General features: G+C 68.0%; 22 protein-coding genes and 3 tRNA genes. 23 read left to right on the top strand and 2 right to left on the bottom strand.

The features are described from left to right. Nucleotides 1–208 precede the first annotated feature (208 nt). The 12 genes from gspE (at nucleotide 209) to I0D00_RS13650 (ending at nucleotide 8109) form a co-directional block, all read left to right on the top strand. A complete protein-coding gene (gene gspE, locus I0D00_RS13705) occupies nucleotides 209–1696 on the top strand; it encodes a type II secretion system ATPase GspE (protein ID WP_213640405.1) in 1488 nt (495 codons plus the stop codon). Continuing rightward, complete coding sequence (gene xcpS, locus I0D00_RS13700) at nucleotides 1696–2910, top strand: type II secretion system inner membrane protein GspF (protein WP_213640404.1); 1215 nt, start codon at nucleotides 1696–1698, stop codon at nucleotides 2908–2910. The genes gspE and xcpS overlap by 1 nt, the downstream gene beginning before the upstream one ends. A gap of 4 nt (nucleotides 2911–2914) precedes the next feature. Next, the gene (gspG, locus tag I0D00_RS13695; protein ID WP_213640403.1) at nucleotides 2915–3340 is read left to right on the top strand and encodes a type II secretion system major pseudopilin GspG; all 426 of its coding nucleotides are present in this window, start codon (nucleotides 2915–2917) and stop codon (nucleotides 3338–3340) included. Between the two features lie 17 nt (nucleotides 3341–3357). Continuing rightward, the gene (gene gspH / locus I0D00_RS13690; protein WP_213640401.1) at nucleotides 3358–3930 is read left to right on the top strand and encodes a type II secretion system minor pseudopilin GspH; all 573 of its coding nucleotides are present in this window, start codon (nucleotides 3358–3360) and stop codon (nucleotides 3928–3930) included. Next, nucleotides 3927–4316: a type II secretion system minor pseudopilin GspI gene (gspI, locus tag I0D00_RS13685; protein WP_213640400.1), complete on the top strand. Its 390-nt coding sequence runs from the start codon at nucleotides 3927–3929 to the stop codon at nucleotides 4314–4316. The genes gspH and gspI overlap by 4 nt, the downstream gene beginning before the upstream one ends. Then, nucleotides 4313–4999 carry a type II secretion system minor pseudopilin GspJ gene (gspJ, locus tag I0D00_RS13680; protein ID WP_213640399.1) on the top strand — a complete coding sequence of 229 codons (687 nt, stop codon included), beginning with the start codon at nucleotides 4313–4315 and terminating at the stop codon, nucleotides 4997–4999. Before gspI ends, gspJ begins: the two co-directional genes overlap by 4 nt. Continuing rightward, nucleotides 4996–5961 carry a type II secretion system minor pseudopilin GspK gene (gspK, locus tag I0D00_RS13675; protein ID WP_213640398.1) on the top strand — a complete coding sequence of 322 codons (966 nt, stop codon included), beginning with the start codon at nucleotides 4996–4998 and terminating at the stop codon, nucleotides 5959–5961. Before gspJ ends, gspK begins: the two co-directional genes overlap by 4 nt. Further along, a complete protein-coding gene (gene gspL / locus I0D00_RS13670; protein WP_213640397.1) occupies nucleotides 5958–7094 on the top strand; it encodes a type II secretion system protein GspL in 1137 nt (378 codons plus the stop codon). The genes gspK and gspL overlap by 4 nt, the downstream gene beginning before the upstream one ends. Before the next feature lie 2 nt (nucleotides 7095–7096). Beyond that, nucleotides 7097–7621: a type II secretion system protein M gene (locus I0D00_RS13665; protein WP_213640396.1), complete on the top strand. Its 525-nt coding sequence runs from the start codon at nucleotides 7097–7099 to the stop codon at nucleotides 7619–7621. 123 nt (nucleotides 7622–7744) lie between these two features. Next, nucleotides 7745–7820 (top strand) — tRNA-Val (locus I0D00_RS13660). A gap of 36 nt (nucleotides 7821–7856) precedes the next feature. Continuing rightward, a tRNA-Asp gene (locus I0D00_RS13655) sits at nucleotides 7857–7933 on the top strand. Nucleotides 7934–8032: 99 nt separating this feature from the next. After that, nucleotides 8033–8109: transfer RNA gene (locus tag I0D00_RS13650), tRNA-Asp, on the top strand. 268 nt (nucleotides 8110–8377) lie between these two features. Here the strand turns inward: I0D00_RS13650 and I0D00_RS13645 are convergent. Beyond that, nucleotides 8378–9448 carry an AraC family transcriptional regulator gene (locus tag I0D00_RS13645; RefSeq protein WP_213640395.1) on the bottom strand — a complete coding sequence of 357 codons (1071 nt, stop codon included), beginning with the start codon at nucleotides 9446–9448 and terminating at the stop codon, nucleotides 8378–8380. Between the two features lie 204 nt (nucleotides 9449–9652). Between I0D00_RS13645 and I0D00_RS13640 the strand changes: the two genes are divergently transcribed. The 5 genes from I0D00_RS13640 to I0D00_RS13620 all read left to right on the top strand — a co-directional run bounded on the left by I0D00_RS13640 (nucleotide 9653) and on the right by I0D00_RS13620 (nucleotide 15877). Next, nucleotides 9653–11686 carry an NADPH-dependent 2,4-dienoyl-CoA reductase gene (locus tag I0D00_RS13640; RefSeq protein ID WP_213640394.1) on the top strand — a complete coding sequence of 678 codons (2034 nt, stop codon included), beginning with the start codon at nucleotides 9653–9655 and terminating at the stop codon, nucleotides 11684–11686. 64 nt (nucleotides 11687–11750) lie between these two features. Continuing rightward, the gene (locus I0D00_RS13635; protein WP_213640393.1) at nucleotides 11751–12182 is read left to right on the top strand and encodes a nuclear transport factor 2 family protein; all 432 of its coding nucleotides are present in this window, start codon (nucleotides 11751–11753) and stop codon (nucleotides 12180–12182) included. A 215-nt stretch (nucleotides 12183–12397) separates the two neighbouring features. Next, entirely contained in the window at nucleotides 12398–13762 is a 1365-nt protein-coding gene (locus I0D00_RS13630) for a chromosome partitioning protein ParA (RefSeq protein WP_213640392.1), read from the top strand. Nucleotides 13763–13765: 3 nt separating this feature from the next. Beyond that, complete coding sequence (locus tag I0D00_RS13625) at nucleotides 13766–14746, top strand: 1-aminocyclopropane-1-carboxylate deaminase/D-cysteine desulfhydrase (protein ID WP_213640391.1); 981 nt, start codon at nucleotides 13766–13768, stop codon at nucleotides 14744–14746. A gap of 21 nt (nucleotides 14747–14767) precedes the next feature. After that, nucleotides 14768–15877 (top strand): cyclic nucleotide-binding domain-containing protein, encoded by a 1110-nt coding sequence (locus I0D00_RS13620; RefSeq protein WP_213640390.1) that lies wholly within the window; start codon nucleotides 14768–14770, stop codon nucleotides 15875–15877. Nucleotides 15878–15908: 31 nt separating this feature from the next. Here I0D00_RS13620 and I0D00_RS13615 read toward each other — a convergent pair whose 3' ends face one another. Continuing rightward, on the bottom strand, nucleotides 15909–16874 hold the full coding sequence (locus I0D00_RS13615) for a DUF1853 family protein (RefSeq protein WP_213640389.1): 966 nt from the start codon (nucleotides 16872–16874) through the stop codon (nucleotides 15909–15911). A 102-nt stretch (nucleotides 16875–16976) separates the two neighbouring features. On the opposite strand from I0D00_RS13615, the gene I0D00_RS13610 reads away from it, so the two are divergent. From I0D00_RS13610 to pepN, 6 genes are all read left to right on the top strand, one after another. Beyond that, nucleotides 16977–17867, top strand: coding sequence for an NAD(+) kinase (locus I0D00_RS13610; RefSeq protein WP_213640388.1), 891 nt, complete (start codon nucleotides 16977–16979; stop codon nucleotides 17865–17867). Then, on the top strand, nucleotides 17868–18842 hold the full coding sequence (locus I0D00_RS13605) for a metallophosphoesterase (RefSeq protein ID WP_213640387.1): 975 nt from the start codon (nucleotides 17868–17870) through the stop codon (nucleotides 18840–18842). It begins immediately after the preceding gene. Further along, nucleotides 18839–19693 (top strand): rhomboid family intramembrane serine protease, encoded by an 855-nt coding sequence (locus I0D00_RS13600; RefSeq protein WP_213640386.1) that lies wholly within the window; start codon nucleotides 18839–18841, stop codon nucleotides 19691–19693. The genes I0D00_RS13605 and I0D00_RS13600 overlap by 4 nt, the downstream gene beginning before the upstream one ends. 38 nt (nucleotides 19694–19731) lie before the next feature. Next, on the top strand, nucleotides 19732–19995 hold the full coding sequence (locus tag I0D00_RS13595) for a YeaC family protein (RefSeq protein ID WP_213640385.1): 264 nt from the start codon (nucleotides 19732–19734) through the stop codon (nucleotides 19993–19995). Beyond that, the gene (locus I0D00_RS13590) at nucleotides 19995–20822 is read left to right on the top strand and encodes a DUF2797 domain-containing protein (protein ID WP_213640384.1); all 828 of its coding nucleotides are present in this window, start codon (nucleotides 19995–19997) and stop codon (nucleotides 20820–20822) included. Before I0D00_RS13595 ends, I0D00_RS13590 begins: the two co-directional genes overlap by 1 nt. A gap of 75 nt (nucleotides 20823–20897) precedes the next feature. After that, nucleotides 20898–23558 carry an aminopeptidase N gene (gene pepN / locus I0D00_RS13585; RefSeq protein WP_213640383.1) on the top strand — a complete coding sequence of 887 codons (2661 nt, stop codon included), beginning with the start codon at nucleotides 20898–20900 and terminating at the stop codon, nucleotides 23556–23558. Nucleotides 23559–24019 lie beyond the last annotated feature (461 nt).

The following is a 24019-nucleotide window of genomic DNA, read 5'->3' as shown; positions in this document are numbered from 1 at the left end:
TGTCGCGCACCGATGATAGACAGTTCGCAGGCATTTGACAGTCCCCCGTCGGGGTGGTGTATCCCGCTGCCGCGATGTGCTAAAGATAGCCTAATGTGTCCGTACTACAGCGGAAACTCATCACCATTAACCGACGGAACCGCGGCTGCATAATGGTCAGGAACGACCATGATACGTGCGTCACGTTACCGCCTAAGGTTCGTCCAGGATGAACGCTTTGCTCAATGACGCGCCCCTGCGCCGTCTGCCGTTCAGCTTCGCCAAGCGCCACGGCGTGGTGCTGTTGGCCGAGGCCGACCCGCCCTGTCTGGCCCACCGGCCGGGCGCCGAGTTGGTGGCGTTGGCCGAGGCGCAACGCTTCGTCGGCCGTCAGCTGGCGCTGCGCGCGCTGTCGCAGGAGGCCTTCGAGCAGGCGCTGGGCAAGGCCTATCAGCATGACTCGGCATCCATGCAATTGGCCGAGGACATCGGCGGCAGCCTGGACTTGGCGGCCCTGGCCGAACAGGTACCGGAGACCGAGGACCTGCTGGAGCAGGAAGACGACGCGCCGATCATCCGCCTGATCAACGCCATTCTCGGCGAGGCGATCAAGGAAAATGCCTCGGACATTCACCTGGAAACCTTCGAGCGGCGCCTGGTGGTGCGTTTTCGCGTCGACGGCATCCTGCGCGAGGTCCTCGAGCCCAAGCGTGAACTGGCGGCGTTACTGGTGTCGCGGATCAAGGTCATGGCGCGCCTGGACATCGCCGAGAAACGCGTGCCTCAGGATGGGCGGATCTCCCTGAAGGTCGGTGGCCGCGAAGTGGACATTCGCGTTTCCACCCTGCCTTCGGCCAACGGCGAGCGCGTGGTCCTGCGCCTGCTGGACAAGCAGGCCGGGCGCCTGACCCTGGAGCATCTGGGCATGAGCGCGCGCGATCGCCAGCTGATGGAGGAGACCGTGCGCAGGCCCCACGGCATCCTCCTGGTCACCGGTCCCACGGGCTCGGGCAAGACCACTACGCTGTATGCCAGCCTGGTCAGCCTCAACGACCGCACGCGCAACATCCTCACGGTGGAAGACCCGATCGAGTACAACCTCGAGGGCATCGGCCAGACCCAGGTCAACACCAAGGTCGACATGACCTTCGCCCGCGGCTTGCGCGCCATTCTGCGCCAGGACCCGGACGTGGTGATGGTCGGCGAGATCCGCGACAAGGAAACCGCCGAGATCGCCGTGCAGGCTTCCCTGACCGGCCACCTGGTGCTCTCGACCCTGCATACCAACAGCGCGATCGGCGCCATCACCCGCCTGGTGGACATGGGCGTCGAACCCTTCCTGCTGTCGTCCTCGCTGCTTGGTGTGCTGGCCCAGCGACTGGTGCGCGTGCTCTGTCCGCAGTGCAAGGAGGCCTACCGGGCCGATGCCGCCGAATGCGCCAAGCTCGGCGTGACGCCGGAGCCGCCGCTCACCCTGCACCGCGCGCGTGGATGCGGCGCCTGCCACCAGCAGGGTTATCGAGGCCGAACCGGAATCTACGAGCTGGTGGTGTTCGACGATCACCTGCGCACCCTGATCCACAACGTCGCCTCCGAGCAGGACATGGCCCGGCATGCCCGCACGCTGGGGCCGAGTATCCGCGAAGATGGCCGGCGCAAGGTGCTGGAGGGGGTCACCAGCCTGGAAGAAGTGCTGCGCGTGACCCTGGAAGAGTAATGGCGGCCTTCGAATACCTCGCCCTCGACCGCAAGGGGCGCCAGCAGAAAGGCGTGCTGGAGGCCGACAGTGCCCGGCAGGTGCGTCAGTTGCTGCGCGAACGTCAATTGGCGCCCCTGGAGGTGACGGCCACGCGCACCCGCGAGCAGGCCGGCGGCGGACACTTCAGCTTCGTCCGCGGCCTCTCGGCTCGCGACCTGGCCTTGCTGACCCGCCAGCTGGCCACCCTGATCCAGGCGGCCCTGCCGGTCGAGGAGGCGCTGCGCGCCGCCGCGGCCCAGGCCAGTGCGCCGCGGATCCAGGGCATGCTGCTGGCGGTGCGCGCCCGGGTGCTGGAGGGCCACGGCCTGGCCGACAGCCTGAAGGAATTTCCCGCGGCCTTCCCCGAGCTGTACCGCGCCACGGTGGCGGCCGGCGAGCACGCCGGCCACCTCGGCCCGGTGCTCGAGCAACTGGCCGACTACACCGAGCAGCGCCAGCAGTCGCGGCAGAAGATCCAGCTGGCGCTGCTCTATCCGTTGATCCTGATGTGTGCCTCGCTGTTGATCGTCGGCTTCCTGCTCGGCTACGTGGTGCCGGATGTGGTGCGGGTATTCGTCGATTCCGGGCAGACCCTGCCGGCCCTGACCCGCGGCCTGATCGCCCTGAGCGACTGGGTCAAGGGCTGGGCCTGGCTGGTGCTGATCCTGCTGGCGCTGGGCTTCTTCGCCTTGCGCTGGGCGCTGCGCGACGAGGCGGTGAAGCTGCGCTGGCATGCCCTGCTGCTGCGCCTGCCATTGTTCGGGCGGTTGATCCGCGCCACCGACTGCGCCCGCTTCGCCTCGACCCTGGCGATCCTCACCCGCAGCGGCGTGCCCCTGGTGGAGGCCCTGGCGATCGGCGCCGAGGTGATCGCCAACCGGGTGATCCGTGCCCAGGTGGTGGTGGCGGCGCAGAAGGTCCGCGAGGGCGGCAGCCTGACGCGGGCGCTGGAGGCGAGCGGGCAGTTCCCACCGATGATGCTGCATATGATCGCCAGCGGCGAGCGCTCCGGCGAGCTGGACCAGATGCTCGCGCGCACGGCGCGCAATCAGGAGAGCGATCTGGGGGCCCAGGTGGCGCTGCTGGTCGGGTTGTTCGAGCCGTTCATGCTGGTCTTCATGGGGGCGGTGGTGCTGGTCATAGTCTTGGCCATCCTGCTGCCGATTCTCTCTCTCAATCAGTTGGTGGGGTAAGCAGGTGAACAAGCGTCAGGCAGGTTTTACGCTGATCGAAATCATGGTGGTGGTGGTGATCCTCGGGATTCTCGCCGCCCTGGTGGTGCCGCAGGTGATGAGCCGGCCGGACCAGGCCAAGGTCACCGCGGCACAGAACGATATCCGCGCCATCGGCGCCGCGCTGGACATGTACAAGCTGGACAACCACAGCTACCCGAGCACCCAGCAGGGGCTCGAGGCCCTGGTGCAGAAGCCTTCCGGCAACCCGCCGGCGAAGAACTGGAGCAAGGATGGCTACCTCAAGCGCCTGCCGGTCGATCCCTGGGGCAACGTCTATCAGTACCTGGCGCCAGGTACCAAGGGGGCCTTCGATCTCTATTCCCTGGGGCGCGACGGCAAGCAGGGCGGCAGCGACCTGGATGCCGACATCGGCAACTGGGATCTCTGATGAGGCGCCGCTGAGCCATGTCGGCCGGCCGCGCTGCCGTGCCCCTGTGCTGCGCCAGGCGCGGCGCGGCGCGCGGTTTCACCCTGGTCGAGTTGCTGGTGGTGCTGGTGATCCTCGGCGTATTGATCGCGCTGGCGGTGCTCGGTAGCGGCGTCGCCGGACCGGGGCGGGAGCTGCATGGCGAGGCCGAGCGCCTGGCCGGGCTGATCGGTGTGCTGGCGGAGGAGGCCGTGCTGGACAACCGTGAGTATGGCGTGCATCTGACGGCCGGTGCCTACCAGGTGCTGCGCTACGATCCGGCCCTGCGCCGTTGGCAGCCGCTGCCGGGCAAGCCGCATGACCTGCCGTCCTGGGCCGAGCTGAGTGTCGAACTCGAGGGCGAGGCGCTGCGCTTGCCGCAACCGGTCGCCGAGCAGGGGCGCCAGGCGAGCCCCACCCCGCAACTGCTGATGCTCTCCAGCGGCGAGCTCAGCCCGTTTCGCCTGCAGCTGCGCGAGCGCCGCCGGGACGGCCTGAGCCTGTGGCTGTCGAGCGATGGCTTTCAGTTGCCCCGGGTGGAACTGGATGGCGCCAAGGGGCGTTCCAGATGAGGCGCTCGGCGGGTTTCACCCTGCTCGAAGTCCTGGTCGCCCTGGCCATCTTCGCGCTGGTCGCGGCCAGCGTGCTGAGCGCCAGTAGCCGCAGCCTGCAGACCGCCTCGCGGCTCGAGGACAAGACCCTGGCGATGTGGATCGCCGACAACCGCCTGACCGAGCTGCAGCTGGCCGACGAGCCGGTCGCCGATGGGCGCGACGCGGGTGAGCTGCAGTTTGCCGGGCGTCGCTGGCAGTGGCAGAGCGAGGTCCGGCCGACCAGCGAGCCGAGCATGCGCCGGGTCACCCTGTGGGTGGCGCCGCTTGCCCAGCGGCGCGCCAGCGCCGATCTGCGCGAGCGGGCCCTGGTCAGCCTCAGCGGTTTTCTCGGGGCGGCGCGATGAGGCGGACGCAAGGTTTCACCCTGCTCGAGCTGCTGATCGCCATCGCGATCTTCGCCCTGCTCGCGCTCGCCACCTACCGCATGCTCGACAGCGTGCTGCAGACCGACAGCACGACCCGGGCCCATGAGTTGCAATTGCGTGAGCTGGTGCGGGCCATGGCCGCGTTCGAGCGCGACCTGCTGCAGGTGATCGCGCGGCCGGCACGCGACCCCTTCGGTGAGGCGCGACCGGCCCTGCTCGGCGAGGACCTCGGCGGTGTGGCGGTGGAGCTGAGTCGCGCCGGTTGGCGCAATCCCCTGGGACGTGCGCGTGCCGGTGTGCAGCGGGTGCGTTGGCAGCTGAGCGGCGAGCAGTGGCAGCGCAGGTACTGGAACGTGCTGGATCAGGCCCAGGACAGTCAGGCCCAGGTGCAGCAAGCGCTGCACGGCGTGACGCGCCTGCAGCTCCGTTACCTGCACGGCGACGGCGGCTGGCGCGACAGCTGGCCGCCGGCGGAAGGCCGTGGCGAGGAGGCTCTCGCGGCGCTGCCGCGGGCGGTCGAACTGGTGCTCGAGCACCGGCGCTATGGCGAGCTGCGGCGCCTGCTGCGCCTGCCGGACGTGTTGCCGCAGCGCCAGGCACCGCCAAGCCAGGACGGGGCGGCGGAAGAGGCGCCCGACGTGCAGAAGGAGGCCAGCCAATGACGGCCCAGCGCGGCGTGGCGCTGATTACCATGCTGCTGGTGGTGGCGGTGGTGACCGTGGTCTGTGCCGGGCTGATCGCCCGCCAGCAGCTGGCCATTCGCAGCAGCGCCAATCAGCTGCATGTGCGCCAGGCCTGGCACTACGCCCTGGGGGGCGAGACCCTGGCCCAGGCGCTGCTGCGTCGCGACCTGCAGCAGGGCAATCCGCGGGCGCCGGTGGATCATCTCGGCGAAGCCTGGGCCCAGCCCATGGCCCCGTTCGCCCTGGACGAGGGTGGCGAGCTGCAGGTAAGCATCATCGATCCGACCGGGCGCTTCAATCTCAACAGTCTGGTGCGCAAGGGGCAGGCCAACGAGGCGGCCCTGGCACAGTTTCGTCGCCTGTTGCGCGGCCTGCAGATCGACAAGCCCTACGCCGAGCGCTTGCTCGACTGGCTGGATGCCGACCAGGAGCCGCACGGTGGCTTCGGCGCCGAGGACAATCAGTACCTGTTGTCCCAGCCGGCCTATCGTGCAGCCAATCGCGCACTCAGCGATGTCTCCGAGCTGCGCCTGCTGCTGGAGATGAGCGAGGCCGACTACCGGCGCCTGCTGCCTTTCGTCAGTGCCTTGCCGGCGGACGCGACCCTGAACGTCAACACCGCCAGTGCCCCGGTGCTGGCGAGCCTGGCCGACGGCTTGCCGCTCGCCACCGCCGAGGCGCTGGTGGCGGCCCGGGGGCGCCAGGGCTATGCCGATGTAGCCAGTTTCACCGCCCAGCTGCCGGGCTTGCAGGTGCAGAGCCAGGGGCTGGCGGTCGGTAGTCAATACTTTCAGGTGGTCAGTGAAGTCAGCGTGGGCGATCGGCGCCAGTCGCTGCGCAGTACCGTGCAGCGTGCCAGCGATGGTCGCGTCTATGTCCTAGCCCGTGATTTGGGGCAGGGCGGCATGCCGCCCGTGCCCGTCGAGGAAGTCGAGCCATGAGTCAGACGTACGTGTTTTTACCGCCGGCGGCCTGTGCCGAGGTCGACGCCGAGCTGTTGGTGCAGCGGGTCCATGGGGAGCGCCGCGAGCCGATGCCGTTCGCCCGGGTGATGGCCGCGAAGGACGAATCCTGGACTCTTGTACTGCCGGTCGAGGCGGTGACCGCCTGCGCCGTACAGCTGCCGACCCAGAAGGCCCGCTGGCTGCGCCAGGCCCTGCCGTTTGCGGTCGAGGAGCTGCTGGCCGAGGATGTCGAGCAGTTTCACCTGGCGTTGGGCGAGCCGCTGGCCGATGGGCGTCATCGGGTATTCGCGGTGCGCCGCCGCTGGTTGGCGGACTGGCTGGCACTCTGCAAGACGCCGCCGCAGGCGATTGCCGTGGATGCGGATCTGCTGCCGCGCGAAGGCACCCAGCTGCTGCCGTTGGGCGGGCGTTGTCTGGTCGGCGGAGTGGAGGTCGCGCGCCTGGCGCTCAACGCCGAGGACTGGCCGACATTGGCGCCCCTGTGTCCGCGCCCGCATGTCGCCTATCGCGTGCCCAGGCAGCCGGAGCTGGAGTCGGCGGACCAGTGCCCTGAGGTGAGAGACCCCTATGTCTGGTTGGCGCGACAGGCGGTCGTCAGCAACCTTGCCCAAGGCGAGTTTGCCCCTGCCGGAGCAGGTGGGCGGTGGCAGCGATGCTGGCCACTGCTGGGGCTGGTCGGCCTGTGGCTGGTGCTGCAATGGGGCTTCAATCTGGCCCAGGGCTGGCACCTGCAGAAGCAGGCGGACATCTATGCCGAGGCTAGCGAGGCGTTGTACCGCGAACTGTTCCCGGAAGATCGCAAGCTGATCGATCTGCGTGCGCAACTGGACCAGCACCTAGCCGAGGGGGACGCCAGCGGTCAGGGCCGGCTGCTTGGCCTGCTGGCTCAGGTGAGCCAGGCGATCACCGCGGAAGGCGCACGGGTCGAGGTCGAACAGCTGGATTTCAGCGACAGCCGTGGCGACCTGGCGCTGCAGGTCCAGGCGCCGGGTTTCGGCGAACTGGAGCGCCTGCGTGAGCGCCTGCTGGAGGCCGGTCTGGTAGTCCAGCTGGGCTCGGCCAGCCGTGAGGGGCGAGGGGTGAGTGCCCGTTTGGTGATCGAGGGATGAGCATGAGCAGTCTGAGTGAGCTGAAGAAGCCGTTTGCCGCGCAGTTGCGGGACTCCGCATTGGGCCAGCGCTGGCAGTCCCTGGCGCCGCGTGAGCGGCTGGCCCTGGCGTTGCTGGCGCTGTTCCTGTTGCTGGTGCTGCTCTATCTGTCGCTCTGGCGCCCGGCCGAGCAAGGGCGACTGGCGGCCCGGGCCGCCTACGAGCAGCAGCGCAGCCTGCATGCGTACCTGCAGGCCCAGGCGCCGCTGGCTCGCAGTCTGGCGAGCGCGCCCCGGGCCAGTCTCGATCCGGCGCGGCTGCAGGGCGTGGTCACCGCCAGCGCGGTCGAGCAGGGGTTGGTGGTCGAGCGACTGGACAGCGCAGGCGAGGGTACATTGGAGGTGAGCCTGCAGGCGGCCCCCTTCGCGCAGCTGCTGCGCTGGTTCGTGGTGCTGGAGCGGCAGGGGGTGCGAATCGCCGAGGCGGGGCTGGATCGTGGCGAGGACAATCAGGTGGCGGCGCGCCTGAGCCTGCGGGTGGCGCTCTGACGCGCAGCGCAGCCTTCCCTTGTCCGCAGGGCGCCGGCGGCTTTCCACTTTTTAAGAAAAACTTCAAACGGGGCCTTGACTTAGCTTATGCCCTTGCGTAAATTTCGCGCCTCGCAACGAGATGGGTGATTAGCTCAGCCGGGAGAGCATCTGCCTTACAAGCAGAGGGTCGGCGGTTCGATCCCGTCATCACCCACCACTCTTTGTGAAATCGGGCGTCATGCCCGGCCGACGCGCAGCGGTAGTTCAGTCGGTTAGAATACCGGCCTGTCACGCCGGGGGTCGCGGGTTCGAGTCCCGTCCGCTGCGCCATATTTTCCATGTCGGGCATGCCTGATATGAGGCGAAAGAGCCATGGAGCTTTTTCGCCAGACGAAGCAAGAGTTCCATGGACGCAAGTCCAGCCGACACGCAGCGGTAGTTCAGTCGGTTAGAATACCGGCCTGTCACGCCGGGGGTCGCGGGTTCGAGTCCCGTCCGCTGCGCCATATACGAAACCCTCAGGTAGCGATACCTGAGGGTTTTTTATTGTCCGCGAACTGCCGTCATCCTTCCGTCATAGACCCTTCATAAACTGCCTTGGCGCGGCCCGGCTCCACTCTTTGGGTCCCGCCCTGTCCGTTTGCGAGGTGCACCGATGGAAGACTATCAGGAAGAACTGCTCGAACTGCGCGCCAGCGAGCAGGATGTCGAGGAACTGGCCGAAGACGCCACCGAGTTGTAAGGGCGCCGGCAACGCCGATTGTCCTGCCGGTATCAGTCGCCCCGGCGCTGGCTGCGGCGGAACTCGCCCGGAGTCTGCCGGCTCCAGCGCTTGAATGCGCGCTGGAAGGCCTCGGCAGAGGCGAAGCCGAGCAGGTAGGCGATCTCGCCGAAGGCCAGCTCGGTGTCGCGGATATAGGCCATGGCCAGGTCGCGACGGGTGTCGTTGAGTATGGCGCGAAACTGCGTGCCCTCTTCGGCAAGCCGGCGTCTCAGGGTCCAGGTCGGCAGCTGCAGGCGGGTGGCGACCTCCTGCAGGTCCGGCTCGCGCCCGTGCAGCAGCGGCCCCAGCAACTGACTGATGCGCTCGCGCAGGCTGCGGGTGCGGGTCAGCTGTTCCAGCTCCCGCTCACAGATTTCCAGCAGATGTCGCCAGGTGCTCGGGCAATGCTCGGGGTTGCGCAGGTTGAGCGTGGCCTGGCTCAGGCGCAGTCGGTTGTGCTCGGCGGCGAACTCCACCGGGCCGTCGAATTCTTCCGCGTAGCGCTCGCCATAGTCGGGCGCCGGAAATTCAATCAGCACCTTGTCCACGGGCAGGCGCCGCTTGGCCAGATCGCCCAGTTGCTGGACCCAGCTGCTCAGGACGGAGTCGACGACGAAGCGGTTGTAGGCGTTGTATGGGCTGATCGAGTAGAAGCACAGCCAGGCGCCATCGGCGTCTTCCTGCAGGCTCGAGCTGCCGCGGTAGTTGGAGGCGTACAACGGCTCGAAGCGACTGAGTGTGCGCGCCGCTTCCCGCACGGTCGGGGCCTGGGCGGCGGTGACGCCGGCCAGGCCGGCTTGGCTCAGGCGGCTGAGGCGGCCCATCTGCAGGCCCAGGGCGGGGTCGCCGGTCAGCTGGATCGCCGCGTGGCCCAGGCGCATGTAGCGGGGGATGGACAGGCGTGCGCGGGGTTCCGCCAGGCGGGCGGCGTCCAGTCCATAGCTGTCCAGCAGGGGTTGTGGGTCCTGGCCACGGCTGCGCACGGCCTCGGCCAGGCTGTGGACGAAGCCGACCGACAGGTCGCCGAGGCGGATCCGCGGGGGCTTGCCGGTCAGCGGCGGCTCGGTTTCGTGGGCTCTCATGGATGGCGCCTGGCTGCGAGGAAGCCCCAGAGCCTAGGGCAGTCCCGGAGCCTTGCCAAGCGTTGCTGTCAGTTATGATCAGTAAGCTGTCATTTTGGGTCATTGAAGCCGCTGGGTTCGCCTTTTATTGTCTAGGCATACCGACCGTGGTCCGGCTGAGGCTGCGGCGTTCCGTGAACTGCTTGGCCCGATGTGGAGAACTCCATGACCGCTCAATACCCGCACCTGCTCGCCCCCCTGGACCTGGGATTCACCACCCTGCGCAATCGCAGTCTGATGGGCTCGATGCACACTGGCCTGGAAGAGAAGCCCAACGGTTTCGAGCGCATGGCGGCCTACTTCGCCGAGCGCGCCCGCGGCGGCGTCGGCCTGATGGTCACCGGCGGTTTCGGGCCGAACGAGGAGGGCGGGGTCTACGCCGGTGCGGCCAAGCTGAGCACCGCCGAAGAGGCGCAGAAGCACCAGGTCGTCACTCGCGCGGTGCACGAGGCGGGCGGCAAGATCTGCCTGCAGATCCTGCATGCCGGCCGCTATGCCTATAGCCCGAAGTCGGTGGCACCGAGTGCCATCCAGGCGCCGATCAATCCGTTCAAGCCGCGGGAGCTGGACGAGGAAGGCATCGAGAAGCAGATCCAGGACTTCGTCAACTGCGCCAGTCTGGCCCGCGAGGCCGGCTACGACGGCGTCGAGATCATGGGGTCGGAAGGCTACTTCATCAACCAGTTCCTGGTCGCCCACACCAATCAGCGCAGCGACCGCTGGGGCGGCAGCTACGAGAACCGCATGCGCCTGCCGGTGGAGATCGTCCGTCGGGTGCGCGAGGCGGTAGGGGCGAACTTCATCATCATCTACCGCCTGTCCATGCTCGATCTGGTCGAGGGTGGCAGCACCTGGGACGAGATCGTGGTCCTGGCCAAGGCCATCGAGCAAGCCGGCGCCACCCTGATCAACACCGGCATCGGCTGGCACGAGGCGCGCATCCCGACCATCGCCACCAAGGTGCCGCGCGCGGCCTTCACCAAGGTCACCGCCAAGCTGCGTGGCGAGATCCGCATCCCGCTGATCACCACCAACCGCATCAACACCCCGGAGGTGGCCGAGCAGGTGCTGGCCGAGGGCGACGCCGACATGGTCTCCATGGCCCGGCCGTTTCTCGCCGACCCGGACTTCGTCAACAAGGCGGCGGCCGGCCGCAGCGACGAGATCAATACCTGCATCGGTTGCAACCAGGCCTGCCTGGACCACACCTTCGGCGGCAAGCTGACCAGCTGCCTGGTCAACCCGCGGGCCTGTCACGAGACCGAGCTGAACTACATTGCCACCGCCGCCGTGAAGAAGATCGCCGTGGTCGGCGCCGGCCCGGCCGGGCTGTCCGCTGCCACCGTGGCCGCCGAGCGTGGTCACAGCGTGACCCTGTTCGACTCGGCCGGCGAGATCGGTGGCCAGTTCAACGTGGCCAAGCGCGTGCCGGGCAAGGAGGAGTTCTTCGAGACCCTGCGCTACTTCAAGCGCAAGCTGGAGACCACCGGCGTCGAGCTGCGCCTGAATACCCGTGTCACGGTCGAGGACCTGGCCCGGGGCGGTTTCGACGAGGTGATCCTGGCCACCGGCATTGCCCCGCGCACCCCGGAGATTCCCGGTATCGATCACCCCAAGGTGATCGGTTATCTGGACGCCATTCTCGAGCGCAAGCCGGTCGGCCAACGGGTCGCGGTGATAGGCGCCGGCGGCATCGGTTTCGATGTGTCCGAGTTCATCACCCATCAGGGCGAGGCCAGCAGCCTGAGCCGCGAGGCGTTCTGGAAGGAGTGGGGCATCGACGCGGGTCTCGAGGCGCGCGGCGGCGTGGCCGGCATCAAGGCCGAACCCCATGCGCCGGCGCGCCAGGTGTTCCTGCTGCAGCGCAAGAAGTCCAAGGTCGGCGACGGCCTGGGCAAGACCACCGGCTGGATCCACCGCGCCGGCCTGAAGAACAAGCAGGTGCAGATGCTCAACAGCGTCGAGTACCTGAATGTCGACGATGCCGGCCTGCACGTCCGCATCGCCGGCGGCGAGCCCCAGGTGCTGCCGGTGGACACGGTGATCGTCTGCGCCGGCCAGGACCCGCTGCGCGAGCTGCACGACGGCTTGCTGGCCGCGGGGCAGAGCGTGCACCTGATCGGTGGCGCCGACGTGGCCGCCGAGCTGGATGCCAAGCGGGCGATCAACCAGGGTTCGCGCCTCGCCGCCGAGCTGTAAGCAACTAGCGCCCCGCCCAGTGCGGGGCGTTTGTTTTCCGGCCTCGAACAATAAGGAAGCAAGCATGTCCCTCAATGCCCAACTGCAACCGGCCGCGGCCGACACGCTGCGGCGTTGGCATCAGCTGCTGGCCGCGCAGCAGCTGAGCCAGCTGCCCGAGTTGCTGCACCCGCAGGCGGTGTTCCGATCGCCGATGGCGTTCAAGCCCTACGCCGGTGCGCCGCTGGTCACGCTGATTCTCGACACCGTCAGCCGGGTGTTCGTCGGCTTCGTCTATCAGCGTGAGCTGGCCAGTGCCGACGGCCTCAGCGTGGTGCTGGAATTTTCCGCCAAGGTCGGCGATCGCGAGCTCAAGGGTATCGACCTGATCCGTTTCGACGAGCAGGGCAGGATCGTCGAGTTCGAGGTGATGATTCGGCCGATGAGCGGCCTGCAGGCGCTGGGCGAGGAAATGGCCCGGCGCCTGGCGCCCTTGCTGGCCGCGAAGCCCGCCTGAGTCTGCGACGGCGAGTGCGTCACAGTTTCGCTTTGCCGTCGAGCGGTCCCCCCGCAGCGGCAGGGCGACTGCCAACCCAGTCACATTGCCGGCGTTGCTTTTTCCCCTAGACTTTCCCGGACAGCGTGATAGCGCCCGAGCCGCAGGCGTGCCTGGGCGGCCAGGAACTTCACCCGCTCGAGCGGGTCCCACTTGGTTGGGCTAGAGGGAAACCGATGAGCATGCAGAAAAAACCGCAGATGGCCGAGGCCGTGATGTTCTTCCGCGAGCGGGGCGGCATCTGCAAGCAAATGCTCTTTCCCGAGTTCGAGGCCCTGCTCGACGGCGTGGTCAACATGCCGGAGTTCGCCGACCAGCAGGTCCGGGTCGCCTTCGTGGTGATCAATCCGCGCCTGCTGATCAAGTCCGCGGTGTTCTTCTACCTGGATTTCGACGAGAAGGGCGCGCCGGACCGGGGCTGGAATATTCCCCTGCAGCACCTGGCCGAGAAGGCCGGGCGTGGCCCCGACCTGGGCGCCGGGCCGATTCGCCTGGCCTGTCGCAGCCAGTGCCCGGTTTCCTGGCATCAGATGCACCTGTGGGACCCGAGCCTGGCGCCAGGGCAGAACGATCTGGCCTTGCTGCGCGATGCCGCCAAGCGCAACAGCCTGGGGTTGCTGGTCGAGGAAGAGGTCCAGCCGGCCGTGGCGCCGGAGCGTTTGCAGATGGCCTCCGAGGACCGCTGGTATGCCGCCGACGGCGAGGCCGCGGCCAAGCTGTCGGAGAAGCTGGACCATGAACACCGCCTGAAGACCGCGCAGCTGATCAAGCAGCAGCGCCTGCGCATCGCCAGCCTGAGCCAGCAGCGCGAGGAAGAGCTGGCCAAGCTCAAGCTGGCCAACGAAGAACAGAACAGCAACCTGCAGGCGCAGATCCTTCGCCTGCAGCAGGCCCTGCGCGAACAGCAAACCCTGAACGGCGAACTCAAGGCCGAGCTGGCCGCCCAGGCAGCCAGCTTCCAGTCCTCCCGCGAGGACATGGCCGAGCAGTTGCGCACCCTGGAACAGCATGGACGCACCGCGGGCGAGATCCTGCGTAGCCAGCTGGAGAGCGAAATCGAGGCGAGAATCGCCTCGGCGGTGGTCGAGTACAAGGAACAGGTCGCCACGCGCGACGTGGAACTGGCCTACCGTCGCGAGCAGGACGTGCAGGTGCAGCAGGAGCTGGAGCTGTTGAGGCGCGAGCGCGACGAATTGGCCGGCGAGGGCGGCGAGCAGGTTCTCGAGCGCCTGGCCAAGCTCGGCGTGGTCTTCGTGGTGTACCATCCCGGGGCCGGACATCTGACCATCCCCTTGCAGGACATCGCCCGTTATCAGGACAACCCCATGGCCTACGCCGCGGCCAAGTGCTTCGTCTCCGAAACCCAGTACCGCCAGTGGCTGGCGCACTTCCAGCAGCCGAGCTGCGAGGCGAAGCTGCCCAGTGGCGAGCGCTGCGCCATCCCCATCGACCGGGTCGACAGCCCCAGCCGTTTCGCCGGTGGCGATTCCAACTGTTGTGCCCGGCACAAGGCCAGCAGCCGGCTGCGCACCGTCGGTTAAGCCTTGCCTCTGACGCTCCCGGACTGGACGCCCAAGGCGCCGCTCGAACCCCTGCACCTCGGCTGGCTGGCGGCGGCCGGCATCGAGCTGGCGGTGTTGCGTCTGGACCTGATCGATCCGCTGATCAGCGGCAACAAGTGGTTCAAGCTCGCTCCGCACCTGCGGGATGCCGCCGCCGCCGGGGGCGAAGGCCTGATCAGCCTCGGCGGGGCACACTCCAATCATCTGCATGCGCTGGCGGCCGCCGGCCGGCGCTTCGCCTTTGCGACCGTCGGCCTGCTGCGCGGTGCGGAGCAGGACACGCCGACGGTACGCGATCTGCGCGCGTTCGGCATGCACCTGCACTGGCTGGGTTACGGCGGGTATCGGGCCCGCCACCGGACGGACTTCTGGGACCCGTGGCGCGTGCGCTATCCCTCGCTGCATCCACTGCCCGAAGGGGGCGGTGGTCTGTCCGGTGCGCTGGGTTGCGTCGGCCTGGTGGAGCAGGCTCGCGCGCAACTGGCCAGGCTCGGCTGGGAGGATTACCACGGCTGGTGGCTGGCCGCCGGCACGGGTACCACCCTGGCGGGGCTGGTGCTCGGCGAGGCTGGCGCGCACCCGGTCTACGGTGCCATGGCGGTGCCGGCCGACCACGGTGTGGCGCAGCAGGTGGCGAGTCTGCTGCGCGAGGCGGGTGCGGCGGATGCCGGCTACCGGTTGCTGGAGGCCAGTCGCGGCGGCTTCGCCAGGGTCGACGAGCAGCTGGCGGGCTTCATTCGCCGCAGCGAAGCGGAGAGCGGCATGCCGCTGGAACCGCTCTATACCGGCAAGGCGCTAATGGCATTGCGACAGTATGTCGAGTCCGGTTACCTTGCCCGTGGCAGCCGCCTGCTGTTCGTGCACTCCGGCGGCTTGCAGGGGCGCAGGGCGGGGCTGCTGGAGCGGGTGGGGGCGCAGGATGCGCCTCGGGCGGAACTCCCGGGCGTCATCATCGAATCCTGAAACCCGGACTATGGATCGCCCATGAGTGAAGCCCTGACCCTGGAACGCCTGCGCAGCCTGACGCCGCTCAATGTGCTGTCGGAACAGCAGTGGCGCGAGTTGCGCAGGCAGCTGGTGCCGCAGCCGGTATTGGCCGGTCAGTCGCTGTTTCGCCGTGGGGATAGGGCGCGACTGACCTACTACCTGCTGTCCGGCGAGCTGTTGTTGGAGGACGCCGCGGGGACTCGGCAGCGCCTGGTGGCCGGGGCCGAGGCCAGCTGCCATCCGCTGTCCCCCGGCTTGCCGCGTTTGCAGGACGCCCTGGCCCTGACCGATGCCAGCGTGCTGGTGCTGGACAGCGATGCGTTGAACCGCCTGGTGACGTGGCGCCTGGCCCATCAGGACCTGCTGCTCGAGCTCGGGCAGCTCCAGGATGAGCCGGAGTGGCTCGAGCGGCTGCTGGACAGCCCGCTGTTCGCCAAGGTGCCGCCGGCCAACGTGCGGACCATGCTCGCCCGTCTGCAGAGCGTCGAATTGCCCGCCGGTACCGAGGTGTTGCGTGAGGGCGAGGCGGGCGACTGCTGCTATTTCCTCAAGCGCGGCCGGGTCGAGGTGATTCGCGGTGCCGGTACCGAGCGCCAGGTGTTGGCCGAGCTGGAGCTCGGCGCCTGCTTCGGCGAGGAGGCCCTGCTCGCCGACTGTCCGCGCAACGCCACGGTGACCGTGGTGGAGGACGCGCAGGTGCTGCGTCTGGCCCGCCAGGACTTCGTCGCCCTGCTCAAGGCACCGGTGGTCAACGAGATCGGCCTCGGCGAAGCCGCGCGCCTGCTGGCGGCCGGGGCGCAGTGGCTGGATGTGCGCCTGCAGGGCGAATATGAGCGGGCTCACGCCGCCCAGGCGCTGCACATGCCGTTGCAGCTGCTGCGCCTGAAGGCCCGGTTGCTGGACAAGGCGCGCACCTACCTGTGCTATTGCGACAGCGGCAAGCGCAGCGCCAGCGCGGTGTTCCTGCTGTCGCAGCTGGGCTTCAGCTGCTATGCCCTGCGCGAGGGGCTCGACGCCCTGCCCGCGGTGCAACGCGATGGCCTGGTGTGCGAGAGCGGCGCCGGCTACCTGGCGCGTTCCGGCGGGCGCATCGAGCGCAGCCACTGAGCCGTCCCAGGCGGCATTCGTCACCCATGCGCTACTGTCCGGCTGGTGCGGGCGCCTGCGTCGGTGTCGGCCATTCGTCGGCCACCAGGAAGATCCGTTCGGCTTCCTGCCAGTCGCCTTCGGGATGGCGCTGCAGGCGCACCAGCAGCTGGGCATTGGCCTGTGGCGTCAGCTCGGCGAACCATGCCTGCAAGCGCCGCTCCGACCAGAGCGCGTCCGGCTCGACCCGGGCCGGAGCCAGCCAGGCGGGGCGCGGCAAGGGTTGCCAGGGGCCTGCGGGGTTCTGCTCGATGAAGCGCGGCCAGTCCCGGCGATGCAGCCAACGGCCCTTCAGGTGCTGGGGGTTGGCGCCCTGCGGGGCGCAGCAGCGGCGCGGCCAGGGATAGAACAGATAGCCGCCGAGCCACAGCGCGGCCCGGGCACTCTCCAGGTCCAGTTCGGCCAGGGCCGCGCGGGCCTCGCCGCGACCGGACATCGGCAGTTGGTGCTGGCTGAGGTGATCGAGCTTGAGGTCCAGGCGGTCATGGCTGCCGGGGCCCAGCCACTGGGCCGGCTGCTCGCCGTCGTCGTTCGCCGGGCCGAGGTAGAGCTTGACCGCCAGCTCCAGGTGGTGCTCGCCCTCGTCGTCGCGCAGCAGCAGGTCCAGCTCGCCGAGGGTATGGCCGTTCTGGCGGATCGGCAGGTTGGCCGCCAGCAGCTCGATGCCCGGCGCCGCCTGCAGGGCGAACTGCCACAGGCGTTCGTAGTACAGGCCCAGGCGGCGCACCGAGCCCTGCTCGAGCCAGGCGGTCAGCGCCAGGCTGTCGCGATCCAGGCGCAGCAGCCAGTCGGCCAGGGCGCCGGGGGTGTGCCGCCAGTGGCTGGCGCTGAGCGGGTGGCGCTGCGGCCAGGGCGTGCGGCTGAGCAGCGGCGGCGACAGCAGCACCCAGGCCAGGTCCCGCACCGCGGGCTGATGCAGGCGCTGGGGCAGGTCGGCAAGCGAGGCGAAGGGCGTCATGCTGCGAGCATAGCGCCTAATCCCCGGTGGGGCGCGGTTTGCCGCTGTTATCGGCTTTCGCCCATAATCGGGTCTTTCTAGACCCTGAGCTGCGGGAGCACCATGGAGCAATTTCGCAATATCGGCATCATCGGCCGCCTCGGCAGCACCCAGGTGCTCGATACCATTCGCCGGCTCAAGCGCTTTTTGCTCGATCGCCACCTGCATGTGATCCTCGAGGACACCATCGCCGAAGTGCTGCCGGGCCATGGTCTGCAGACCTCCTCGCGGAAGATTCTCGGCGAGGTGTGCGACCTGGTGATAGTGGTCGGCGGCGATGGCAGCCTGCTCGGCGCGGCCCGCTCGCTGGCCCGGCACAAGGTGCCGGTGCTGGGGGTCAACCGCGGCAGCCTGGGCTTTCTCACCGATATCCGCCCGGACGAGCTGGAGGTCAAGGTCGCCGAGGTGCTGGAAGGCAACTACCTGACCGAGAACCGCTTCCTGCTGGAGGCCGAGGTGCGCCGCCATGCCGAGGCGATCGGCCAGGGCGATGCGCTCAACGACGTGGTGCTGCACCCGGGCAAGTCGACGCGGATGATCGAGTTCGAGCTGTATATCGACGGCCAGTTCGTCTGCAGCCAGAAGGCCGACGGCCTGATCGTCTCGACGCCGACCGGCTCGACCGCCTACGCGTTGTCCGCCGGCGGGCCGATCATGCATCCGAAGCTGGACGCCATCGTCATCGTGCCGATGTACCCGCATACCCTGTCCAGCCGCCCGATAGTGGTCGATGGCAACAGCGAGCTGAAGATAGTCGTGTCCAAGGACATGCAGATCTACCCGCAGGTCTCCTGCGACGGTCAGCACCACTTCACCTGCGCCCCGGGCGACACCATCACGGTGAGCAAGAAGCCGCAGAAGCTCTGTCTCATCCATCCGCTGGATCACAACTACTACGAGGTCTGCCGCACCAAGCTGGGCTGGGGCAGCCGCCTCGGTGGCGGGGGCAACTGAATGCTGCTGGATCCGAGCCGTGGCTACGACCTGATCGGCGATCTGCATGGCTGCGCCCATACCCTCGAGCGCCTGCTCGATGTCCTCGGCTATCGCCAGCAGGGGGGCGTGTGGCGCCATCCGCGGCGGCAGGCGATCTTCCTCGGCGACCTGGTCGACCGCGGCCCGCGCATTCGCGAGGCCCTGCATCTGGTCCACGATATGGTCGCCGCCGGCGAGGCCCTGTGCGTCATGGGCAATCACGAATACAACGCCCTGGCCTGGAGCACCCCGGCGCCGCCCGGTAGCGGCCGCCAGCACGTGCGCGAGCACACGCCGCGGCATGCGCGGCTGATCAAGGAGACCCTCGAGCAGTTCGACGCCTACCCGGCCGAATGGCGGCAGTTCCTCGGCTGGTTCTACGAGTTGCCGCTGTTTCTCGATGCCGGGCATTTCCGTGTGGTCCACGCCTGCTGGGACGCCGGGCTGATCGAGCCGCTGCGCGCGCAGTTCGCCGACGGCCGTATCGACGAGCACTTCCTTCAGGCCTCGGCGGTCCGCGGCAGTTTCGCCAATACCGCGTTCGACCGCCTGCTGCGCGGCACCGACATGCGCCTGCCCCACGGCCTGACCCTGACCAGCGACGACGGTTTCACCCGCGCGCACTTTCGCACCAAGTTCTGGGAAGAGGATCCGCAGACCTACGGCGACATCGTGTTCCAGCCCGATGCCCTGCCGGAACTGGCCGCCCAGACGCCACTCTCCGAGTTGCAGAAGAACGAGCTGCTGAAGTACGGCGCCGACCAGCCGCTGCTGTTCGTCGGCCATTACTGGCGCAGCGGCAAGCCGGCGCCGATCCGTGCCAACCTGGCCTGCCTGGACTACAGCGCGGTGCTCTACGGCAAGCTGGTGGCCTACCGCCTGGACCAGGAGAAGCGCCTGGACCCGCGCAAGTTCGTCTGGGTCGAGGTGGCGCGGGCGGAGGCGCCGCGGTGAACCCGGTCGTCGCCTTGCGCCTGCCGCTGCACGTCGACCTCGGCGCTTTCCTGGCCCTGCTGCAGCGCCTGCAGGTGCCGCACCGGGTGACCGAGGAGGCCGGCGAACAGGTGCTCTGGGTGCCGGGCGAGCCGCTGGCCGAGCAGGTCCGCGAGCTCTACGCGCGCTATCCCCGGGGCGATGCCGGCGGGCAGGTGCCGGGGGCGGCGGCGTCGGCGGGGTTCGTCCAGAGCCTCAAGGGCAGCCCGATCACGACCGCCATGCTCGGCCTGACCCTGTTGGTCGCGGCCCTGACCCTGCTCGGCGAGAATTTCGCCGTTATCCACTGGCTGAGTTTCGTCGACTTCCGCATCCAGGGCGACTACGTCTATTTCAGCTACCTGGGCGAGACCCTGGCGAACGGCCAGTGGTGGCGCCTGCTGACGCCGATGCTGATCCACTTCGGCCTGCTGCACCTGGCGATGAACGCGCTGTGGTACTGGGTGCTGGGGCGGCGCATCGAGGCCCGCCAGGGCCCCTGGATGCTCCTGGGGCTGACCCTGGTGTTCGGCCTGGCGGCCAATTTCGCCCAGTATTTCTACGCCGGGCCCTCGCTGTTCGGCGGCCTGTCCGGCGTGCTCTACGGCCTGCTCGGGCATTGCTGGCTGTTCCAGCGCCTGGCGCCGAACGCCGAGTACCGCCTGCCGCCGGGCTTGCTGGTGTTGATGCTGGGTTGGCTGCTGCTGTGCATGACCGGCATCTTCGAGCTGCTGCGTTTCGCCGCCATCGCCAACGCCGCCCATGTCGGCGGCCTGGTCGTCGGCTGCGTTACCGGACTGCTGGGTGGCGCGCTGGCGCGCCAGCGCCGCTAGCAGGCTGGTAAACTGCCCCTTTGTCCTCGGAGTCGTCCATGTCGTCCTTTCTCGAAGCCATCGAAAACATCACCCCGGAGATCTACCAGAGCCTCAAGCTGGCGGTGGAGATCGGCAAGTGGCCGGATGGCCGCAAGCTGACCCAGGAGCAGAAGGAGCTGAGCCTGCAGGCGCTGATCGCCTGGGAACTGCAGAACCTGCCGGAAGACCAGCGCATCGGCTACATGGGCCCGCAGGAGTGCAGCTCCAAGTCCGCGCCGGTGCCGAACCTGCTGTTCAAGTCCTCGGAAAGCCTGCACTGATGATCGAGCTGGGACGTGGCTCGTTGAGCAAGATGGCGGCGCGCCTGGAAGCGCCGGTCCAATACGCCTTTCGCCTGGGCGAGCAGGAGCTGCCGGTCAATCCGCTGATCGGCCAGTCGCTGCGCCTGGAGTACCTGGGTGCCATTCACTGCACCCATTGCGGGCGCAAGACCAAGACCAGCTTCAGCCAGGGCTACTGCTACCCCTGCATGCAGAAGCTGGCGCAGTGCGACATCTGCATCATGAGCCCGGAGCGCTGCCACTACGAGGCCGGCACCTGCCGCGAGCCGAGCTGGGGCGAGCAGTTCTGCATGACCGACCATGTGGTCTACCTGGCCAACTCCTCGGGGGTCAAGGTCGGCATCACCCGCGCCACCCAGGTGCCGACGCGCTGGCTGGACCAGGGTGCGAGCCAGGCGCTGCCGATCCTGCGGGTGGCGACCCGGCAGCAGTCGGGCTTCGTCGAAGACCTGCTGCGCAGCCAGGTGGCGGACAAGACCAACTGGCGTGCCCTGCTCAAGGGCGATGCCGCACCGGTCGACCTGGCGGCGGTACGCGACCGGCTGTTCGACAGCTGTGGCGAGGGCCTGCGCGATCTGCAGCAGCGCTTCGGCCTGCAGGCGATCCAGCCGTTGAGCGATCAGCAACCGCTCGAGATCGCCTACCCGATCGAGGCCTATCCGGCCAAGATCAGCAGCTTCAACCTGGACAAGAACCCCATCGCCGAAGGCACCCTGATCGGCATCAAGGGCCAGTACCTGATGTTCGACAGCGGGGTGATCAATATCCGCAAGTACACCGGCTACCAGCTGGCCGTGTCGCAGTAGGCCGCCAGCCGGGCGGCGCAGAGCATAATCCGCAGATCGGGCCTGACCGGCCCTGAACCAGAAGGGCCACAAGCCATGCGTACCGAACAACCGAAGATGATCTACCTCAAGGACTACCAGGCGCCGGACTACCTGATCGACGAGACGCACCTGACCTTCGAGCTGTTCGAGGACCACAGCCTGGTGCATGCCCAGCTGGTGATGCGGCGCAACCCCGCATGCGCCGGCGGCGAGCTGCCGCCCCTGATACTCGACGGCCAGCAGCTCGAACTGCTGTCGCTTTCGCTGGATGGCGAGGCACTGAGCGAGACCGACTACCAGCTCGACGACAGCCACCTGCGCCTGCAGCCCAAGGCGGCCAGCTTCGTCATCGACAGCAGCGTGCGCATCCACCCGGAAAGCAACACCGCCCTGGAGGGGCTGTACAAGTCCGGCGGCATGTTCTGCACCCAGTGCGAGGCCGAGGGCTTCCGCAAGATCACCTACTACCTCGACCGTCCGGACGTGATGAGCAAGTTCACCACCACGGTCAGCGCCGAGCAGCACCGCTATCCGGTGCTGCTGTCCAACGGCAACCCCATTGCCAGCGGTCCGGGCGAAGATGGCCGGCACTGGGCGACCTGGCAGGACCCCTTCATGAAGCCGGCCTACCTGTTCGCCCTGGTGGCCGGCGACCTGTGGTGCGTGGAGGACAGCTTCACCACCATGAGCCGGCGCGAGGTGGCGCTGCGCATCTACGTCGAGCCGGAGAACATCGACAAGTGCCAGCACGCCATGGACAGCCTGAAGAAGTCCATGAAGTGGGACGAGGAGGTCTACGGCCGCGAGTACGACCTGGACATCTTCATGATCGTCGCGGTCAACGACTTCAACATGGGCGCCATGGAGAACAAGGGCCTCAACATCTTCAACTCCAGCTGCGTGCTGGCCCGCGCCGAGACCGCCACCGACGCTGCCCACCAGCGGGTCGAGGCGGTGGTGGCGCACGAGTACTTCCACAACTGGTCGGGCAACCGCGTCACCTGCCGCGACTGGTTCCAGCTGTCGCTCAAGGAAGGCTTCACGGTGTTCCGCGATGCCGAGTTCAGTGCCGACATGAACTCGCGCACGGTCAAGCGCATCGAGGACGTGGCCTACCTGCGTACCCACCAGTTCGCCGAGGACGCCGGACCCATGGCCCACCCGGTGCGCCCGGACGCCTACATGGAGATCTCCAACTTCTACACCCTGACGGTCTACGAGAAGGGCTCGGAAGTGCTGCGCATGATCCACTGCCTGCTCGGCGCCGAGGCGTTCCGCAAGGGCAGCGACCTGTACTTCCAGCGCCACGACGGCCAGGCGGTGACCTGCGACGATTTCATCAAGGCCATGGAGGACGCCAGCGGCGTCGACCTGGGCCAGTTCAAGCGCTGGTACACCCAGGCGGGCACGCCGCGCCTGGCGGTCAGCGAGGCCTATGACGCGGCCGCCCAGACCTACAGCCTGACCTTCCGGCAGAGCTGCCCGGCCACCCCGGGGCAGCGCGAGAAACTGCCGTTCGTCATCCCGGTCGCCCTGGGCCTGCTGGACACCGCGGGCAACGACCTGCCGCTGCGCCTGGCCGGCGAGTCGTCCGCGGTCGGTACCTCGCGGGTGCTGTCGGTGACCGAGGCCGAGCAGTGTTTCGTCTTCGAGGGCATCGCCGAGCAGCCGCTGTCGTCCCTGCTGCGCGGCTTCAGCGCACCGGTCAAGCTGAGCTTCCCCTACAGCCGCGACCAGCTGATGTTCCTCATGCAGCACGACAGCGACGGCTTCAACCGCTGGGAAGCCGGCCAGCAGCTGGCGGTGCAGGTGCTGCAGGAGCTGATCGCCCAGCAGCAGCGCGGCGAGGCGCTGGTCATGGATCAGCGCCTGACCGCCGCGCTGCGCAGCGTGCTGGAGGATGAGCGGCTGGACCAGGCCATGGTCGCCGAGATGCTCTCGCTGCCGGGGGAGGGTTACCTCACCGAGATCAGCGAGGTGGCCGATGTCGATGCCATCCACGGCGCCCGCGAATTCGCCCGCCGGCAACTGGCCGAGGCCCTGTTCGAACCGCTGTGGCAGCGCTACCAGGCCAATCGCGAGATTTCCCGCAGCACACCTTACGTCGCCGAGGCCGAGCACTTCGCCCGCCGCAGCCTGCAGAACATCGCCCTGTCCTACCTGATGCTCGGCGACAGGGCCGAGGTACTGGCCGCCTGCCTGGAACAGTTCGAGGTGTGCGACAACATGACCGAGCGCCTCGCCGCCCTGGCGGTGCTGGTCAACTCGCCGTTCGAGGAGGAGAAGGCCAAGGCCCTGGCCAGCTTCGCCGACTTCTTCAAGGACAACCCGCTGGTCATGGACCAGTGGTTCAGCGTGCAGGCCGCCAGCAGCCTGCCCGGCGCCCTGGAGCGGGTGCAGCGGCTGATGCAGCACCCGGCGTTCACCCTGAAGAACCCGAACAAGGTGCGCGCCCTGATCGGTGCCTTCGCCGGGCAGAACCCGGTGAACTTCCATCGGGCCGACGGCAGCGGCTACCGCTTCCTCGCCGACCAGGTGATCACCCTCAACGCCCTCAACCCGCAGATCGCCTCCCGCCTGCTGGCGCCGCTGACCCGCTGGGGCAAGTACGACGACGCCCGTCAGGGCCTGATGAAGGCCGAACTGGAGCGCATCCTGGCCTCCGGCGAGCTGTCCAGCGACGTCTTCGAGGTGGTCAGCAAGAGCCTCGCCTAGGTCCCTCCGCGTCCACGCAAGTTGACGGCACGCTGCCGAGCAGGTCCGCCTGCTCGACGATGCTTTGACTCAGCTCCGGCAGTTGCCACAGCGTAGTGCCGGCGTACGCTCAGTGTGGCCGGCGTATTCACGATGGCTGCCCGGGGGCGTCGCGGCGTATGTCCGGCTGGAAACATCCCCGAGCAAAGGCTACAGCGCACTGCCCGAGGTGGCGCAGACGCTGAGCCTGCTCCACGGGCTCAACCACGATATCGGACGGATGCCGCTGTACTGCCAGAGGGCGTCCTGCCCAGATTTCGGCGGCGGTATTGGGATACCCGACAAGCCGGTGCTCGGCGCAATGGCTGCCGGTATCGAACGAGGCTTCGCCCAGCTGACCGAGCACGACCAGGCTCTTGCGCAGGAGCTAAACGCACACTCAGGGGCTATCGATTTGTGCACGGACATTTGCTCGACCCGAC

It is taken from the genome of Pseudomonas lalucatii (assembly GCF_018398425.1).
GTDB lineage: Bacteria > Pseudomonadota > Gammaproteobacteria > Pseudomonadales > Pseudomonadaceae > Aquipseudomonas > Aquipseudomonas lalucatii.
This window is presented reverse-complemented; position numbering and strand designations above follow the sequence as displayed.

Excerpts from the sequence above, each read along its gene's own strand:
- gspE (WP_213640405.1), top strand. The coding sequence starts at position 209 with ATGAACGCTTTGCTCAATGACGCGCCCCTGCGCCGTCTGCCGTTCAGC.
- xcpS (WP_213640404.1), top strand. The coding sequence starts at position 1,696 with ATGGCGGCCTTCGAATACCTCGCCCTCGACCGCAAGGGGCGCCAGCAG.
- gspH (WP_213640401.1), top strand. The coding sequence starts at position 3,358 with ATGTCGGCCGGCCGCGCTGCCGTGCCCCTGTGCTGCGCCAGGCGCGGC.
- gspI (WP_213640400.1), top strand. The coding sequence starts at position 3,927 with ATGAGGCGCTCGGCGGGTTTCACCCTGCTCGAAGTCCTGGTCGCCCTG.
- gspJ (WP_213640399.1), top strand. The coding sequence starts at position 4,313 with ATGAGGCGGACGCAAGGTTTCACCCTGCTCGAGCTGCTGATCGCCATC.
- gspK (WP_213640398.1), top strand. The coding sequence starts at position 4,996 with ATGACGGCCCAGCGCGGCGTGGCGCTGATTACCATGCTGCTGGTGGTG.
- gspL (WP_213640397.1), top strand. The coding sequence starts at position 5,958 with ATGAGTCAGACGTACGTGTTTTTACCGCCGGCGGCCTGTGCCGAGGTC.
- I0D00_RS13665 (WP_213640396.1), top strand. The coding sequence starts at position 7,097 with ATGAGCAGTCTGAGTGAGCTGAAGAAGCCGTTTGCCGCGCAGTTGCGG.
- I0D00_RS13645 (WP_213640395.1), bottom strand. The coding sequence starts at position 9,448 with ATGAGAGCCCACGAAACCGAGCCGCCGCTGACCGGCAAGCCCCCGCGG.
- I0D00_RS13640 (WP_213640394.1), top strand. The coding sequence starts at position 9,653 with ATGACCGCTCAATACCCGCACCTGCTCGCCCCCCTGGACCTGGGATTC.
- I0D00_RS13635 (WP_213640393.1), top strand. The coding sequence starts at position 11,751 with ATGTCCCTCAATGCCCAACTGCAACCGGCCGCGGCCGACACGCTGCGG.
- I0D00_RS13630 (WP_213640392.1), top strand. The coding sequence starts at position 12,398 with ATGAGCATGCAGAAAAAACCGCAGATGGCCGAGGCCGTGATGTTCTTC.
- I0D00_RS13620 (WP_213640390.1), top strand. The coding sequence starts at position 14,768 with ATGAGTGAAGCCCTGACCCTGGAACGCCTGCGCAGCCTGACGCCGCTC.
- I0D00_RS13615 (WP_213640389.1), bottom strand. The coding sequence starts at position 16,874 with ATGACGCCCTTCGCCTCGCTTGCCGACCTGCCCCAGCGCCTGCATCAG.
- I0D00_RS13610 (WP_213640388.1), top strand. The coding sequence starts at position 16,977 with ATGGAGCAATTTCGCAATATCGGCATCATCGGCCGCCTCGGCAGCACC.
- I0D00_RS13605 (WP_213640387.1), top strand. The coding sequence starts at position 17,868 with ATGCTGCTGGATCCGAGCCGTGGCTACGACCTGATCGGCGATCTGCAT.
- I0D00_RS13595 (WP_213640385.1), top strand. The coding sequence starts at position 19,732 with ATGTCGTCCTTTCTCGAAGCCATCGAAAACATCACCCCGGAGATCTAC.
- I0D00_RS13590 (WP_213640384.1), top strand. The coding sequence starts at position 19,995 with ATGATCGAGCTGGGACGTGGCTCGTTGAGCAAGATGGCGGCGCGCCTG.
- pepN (WP_213640383.1), top strand. The coding sequence starts at position 20,898 with ATGCGTACCGAACAACCGAAGATGATCTACCTCAAGGACTACCAGGCG.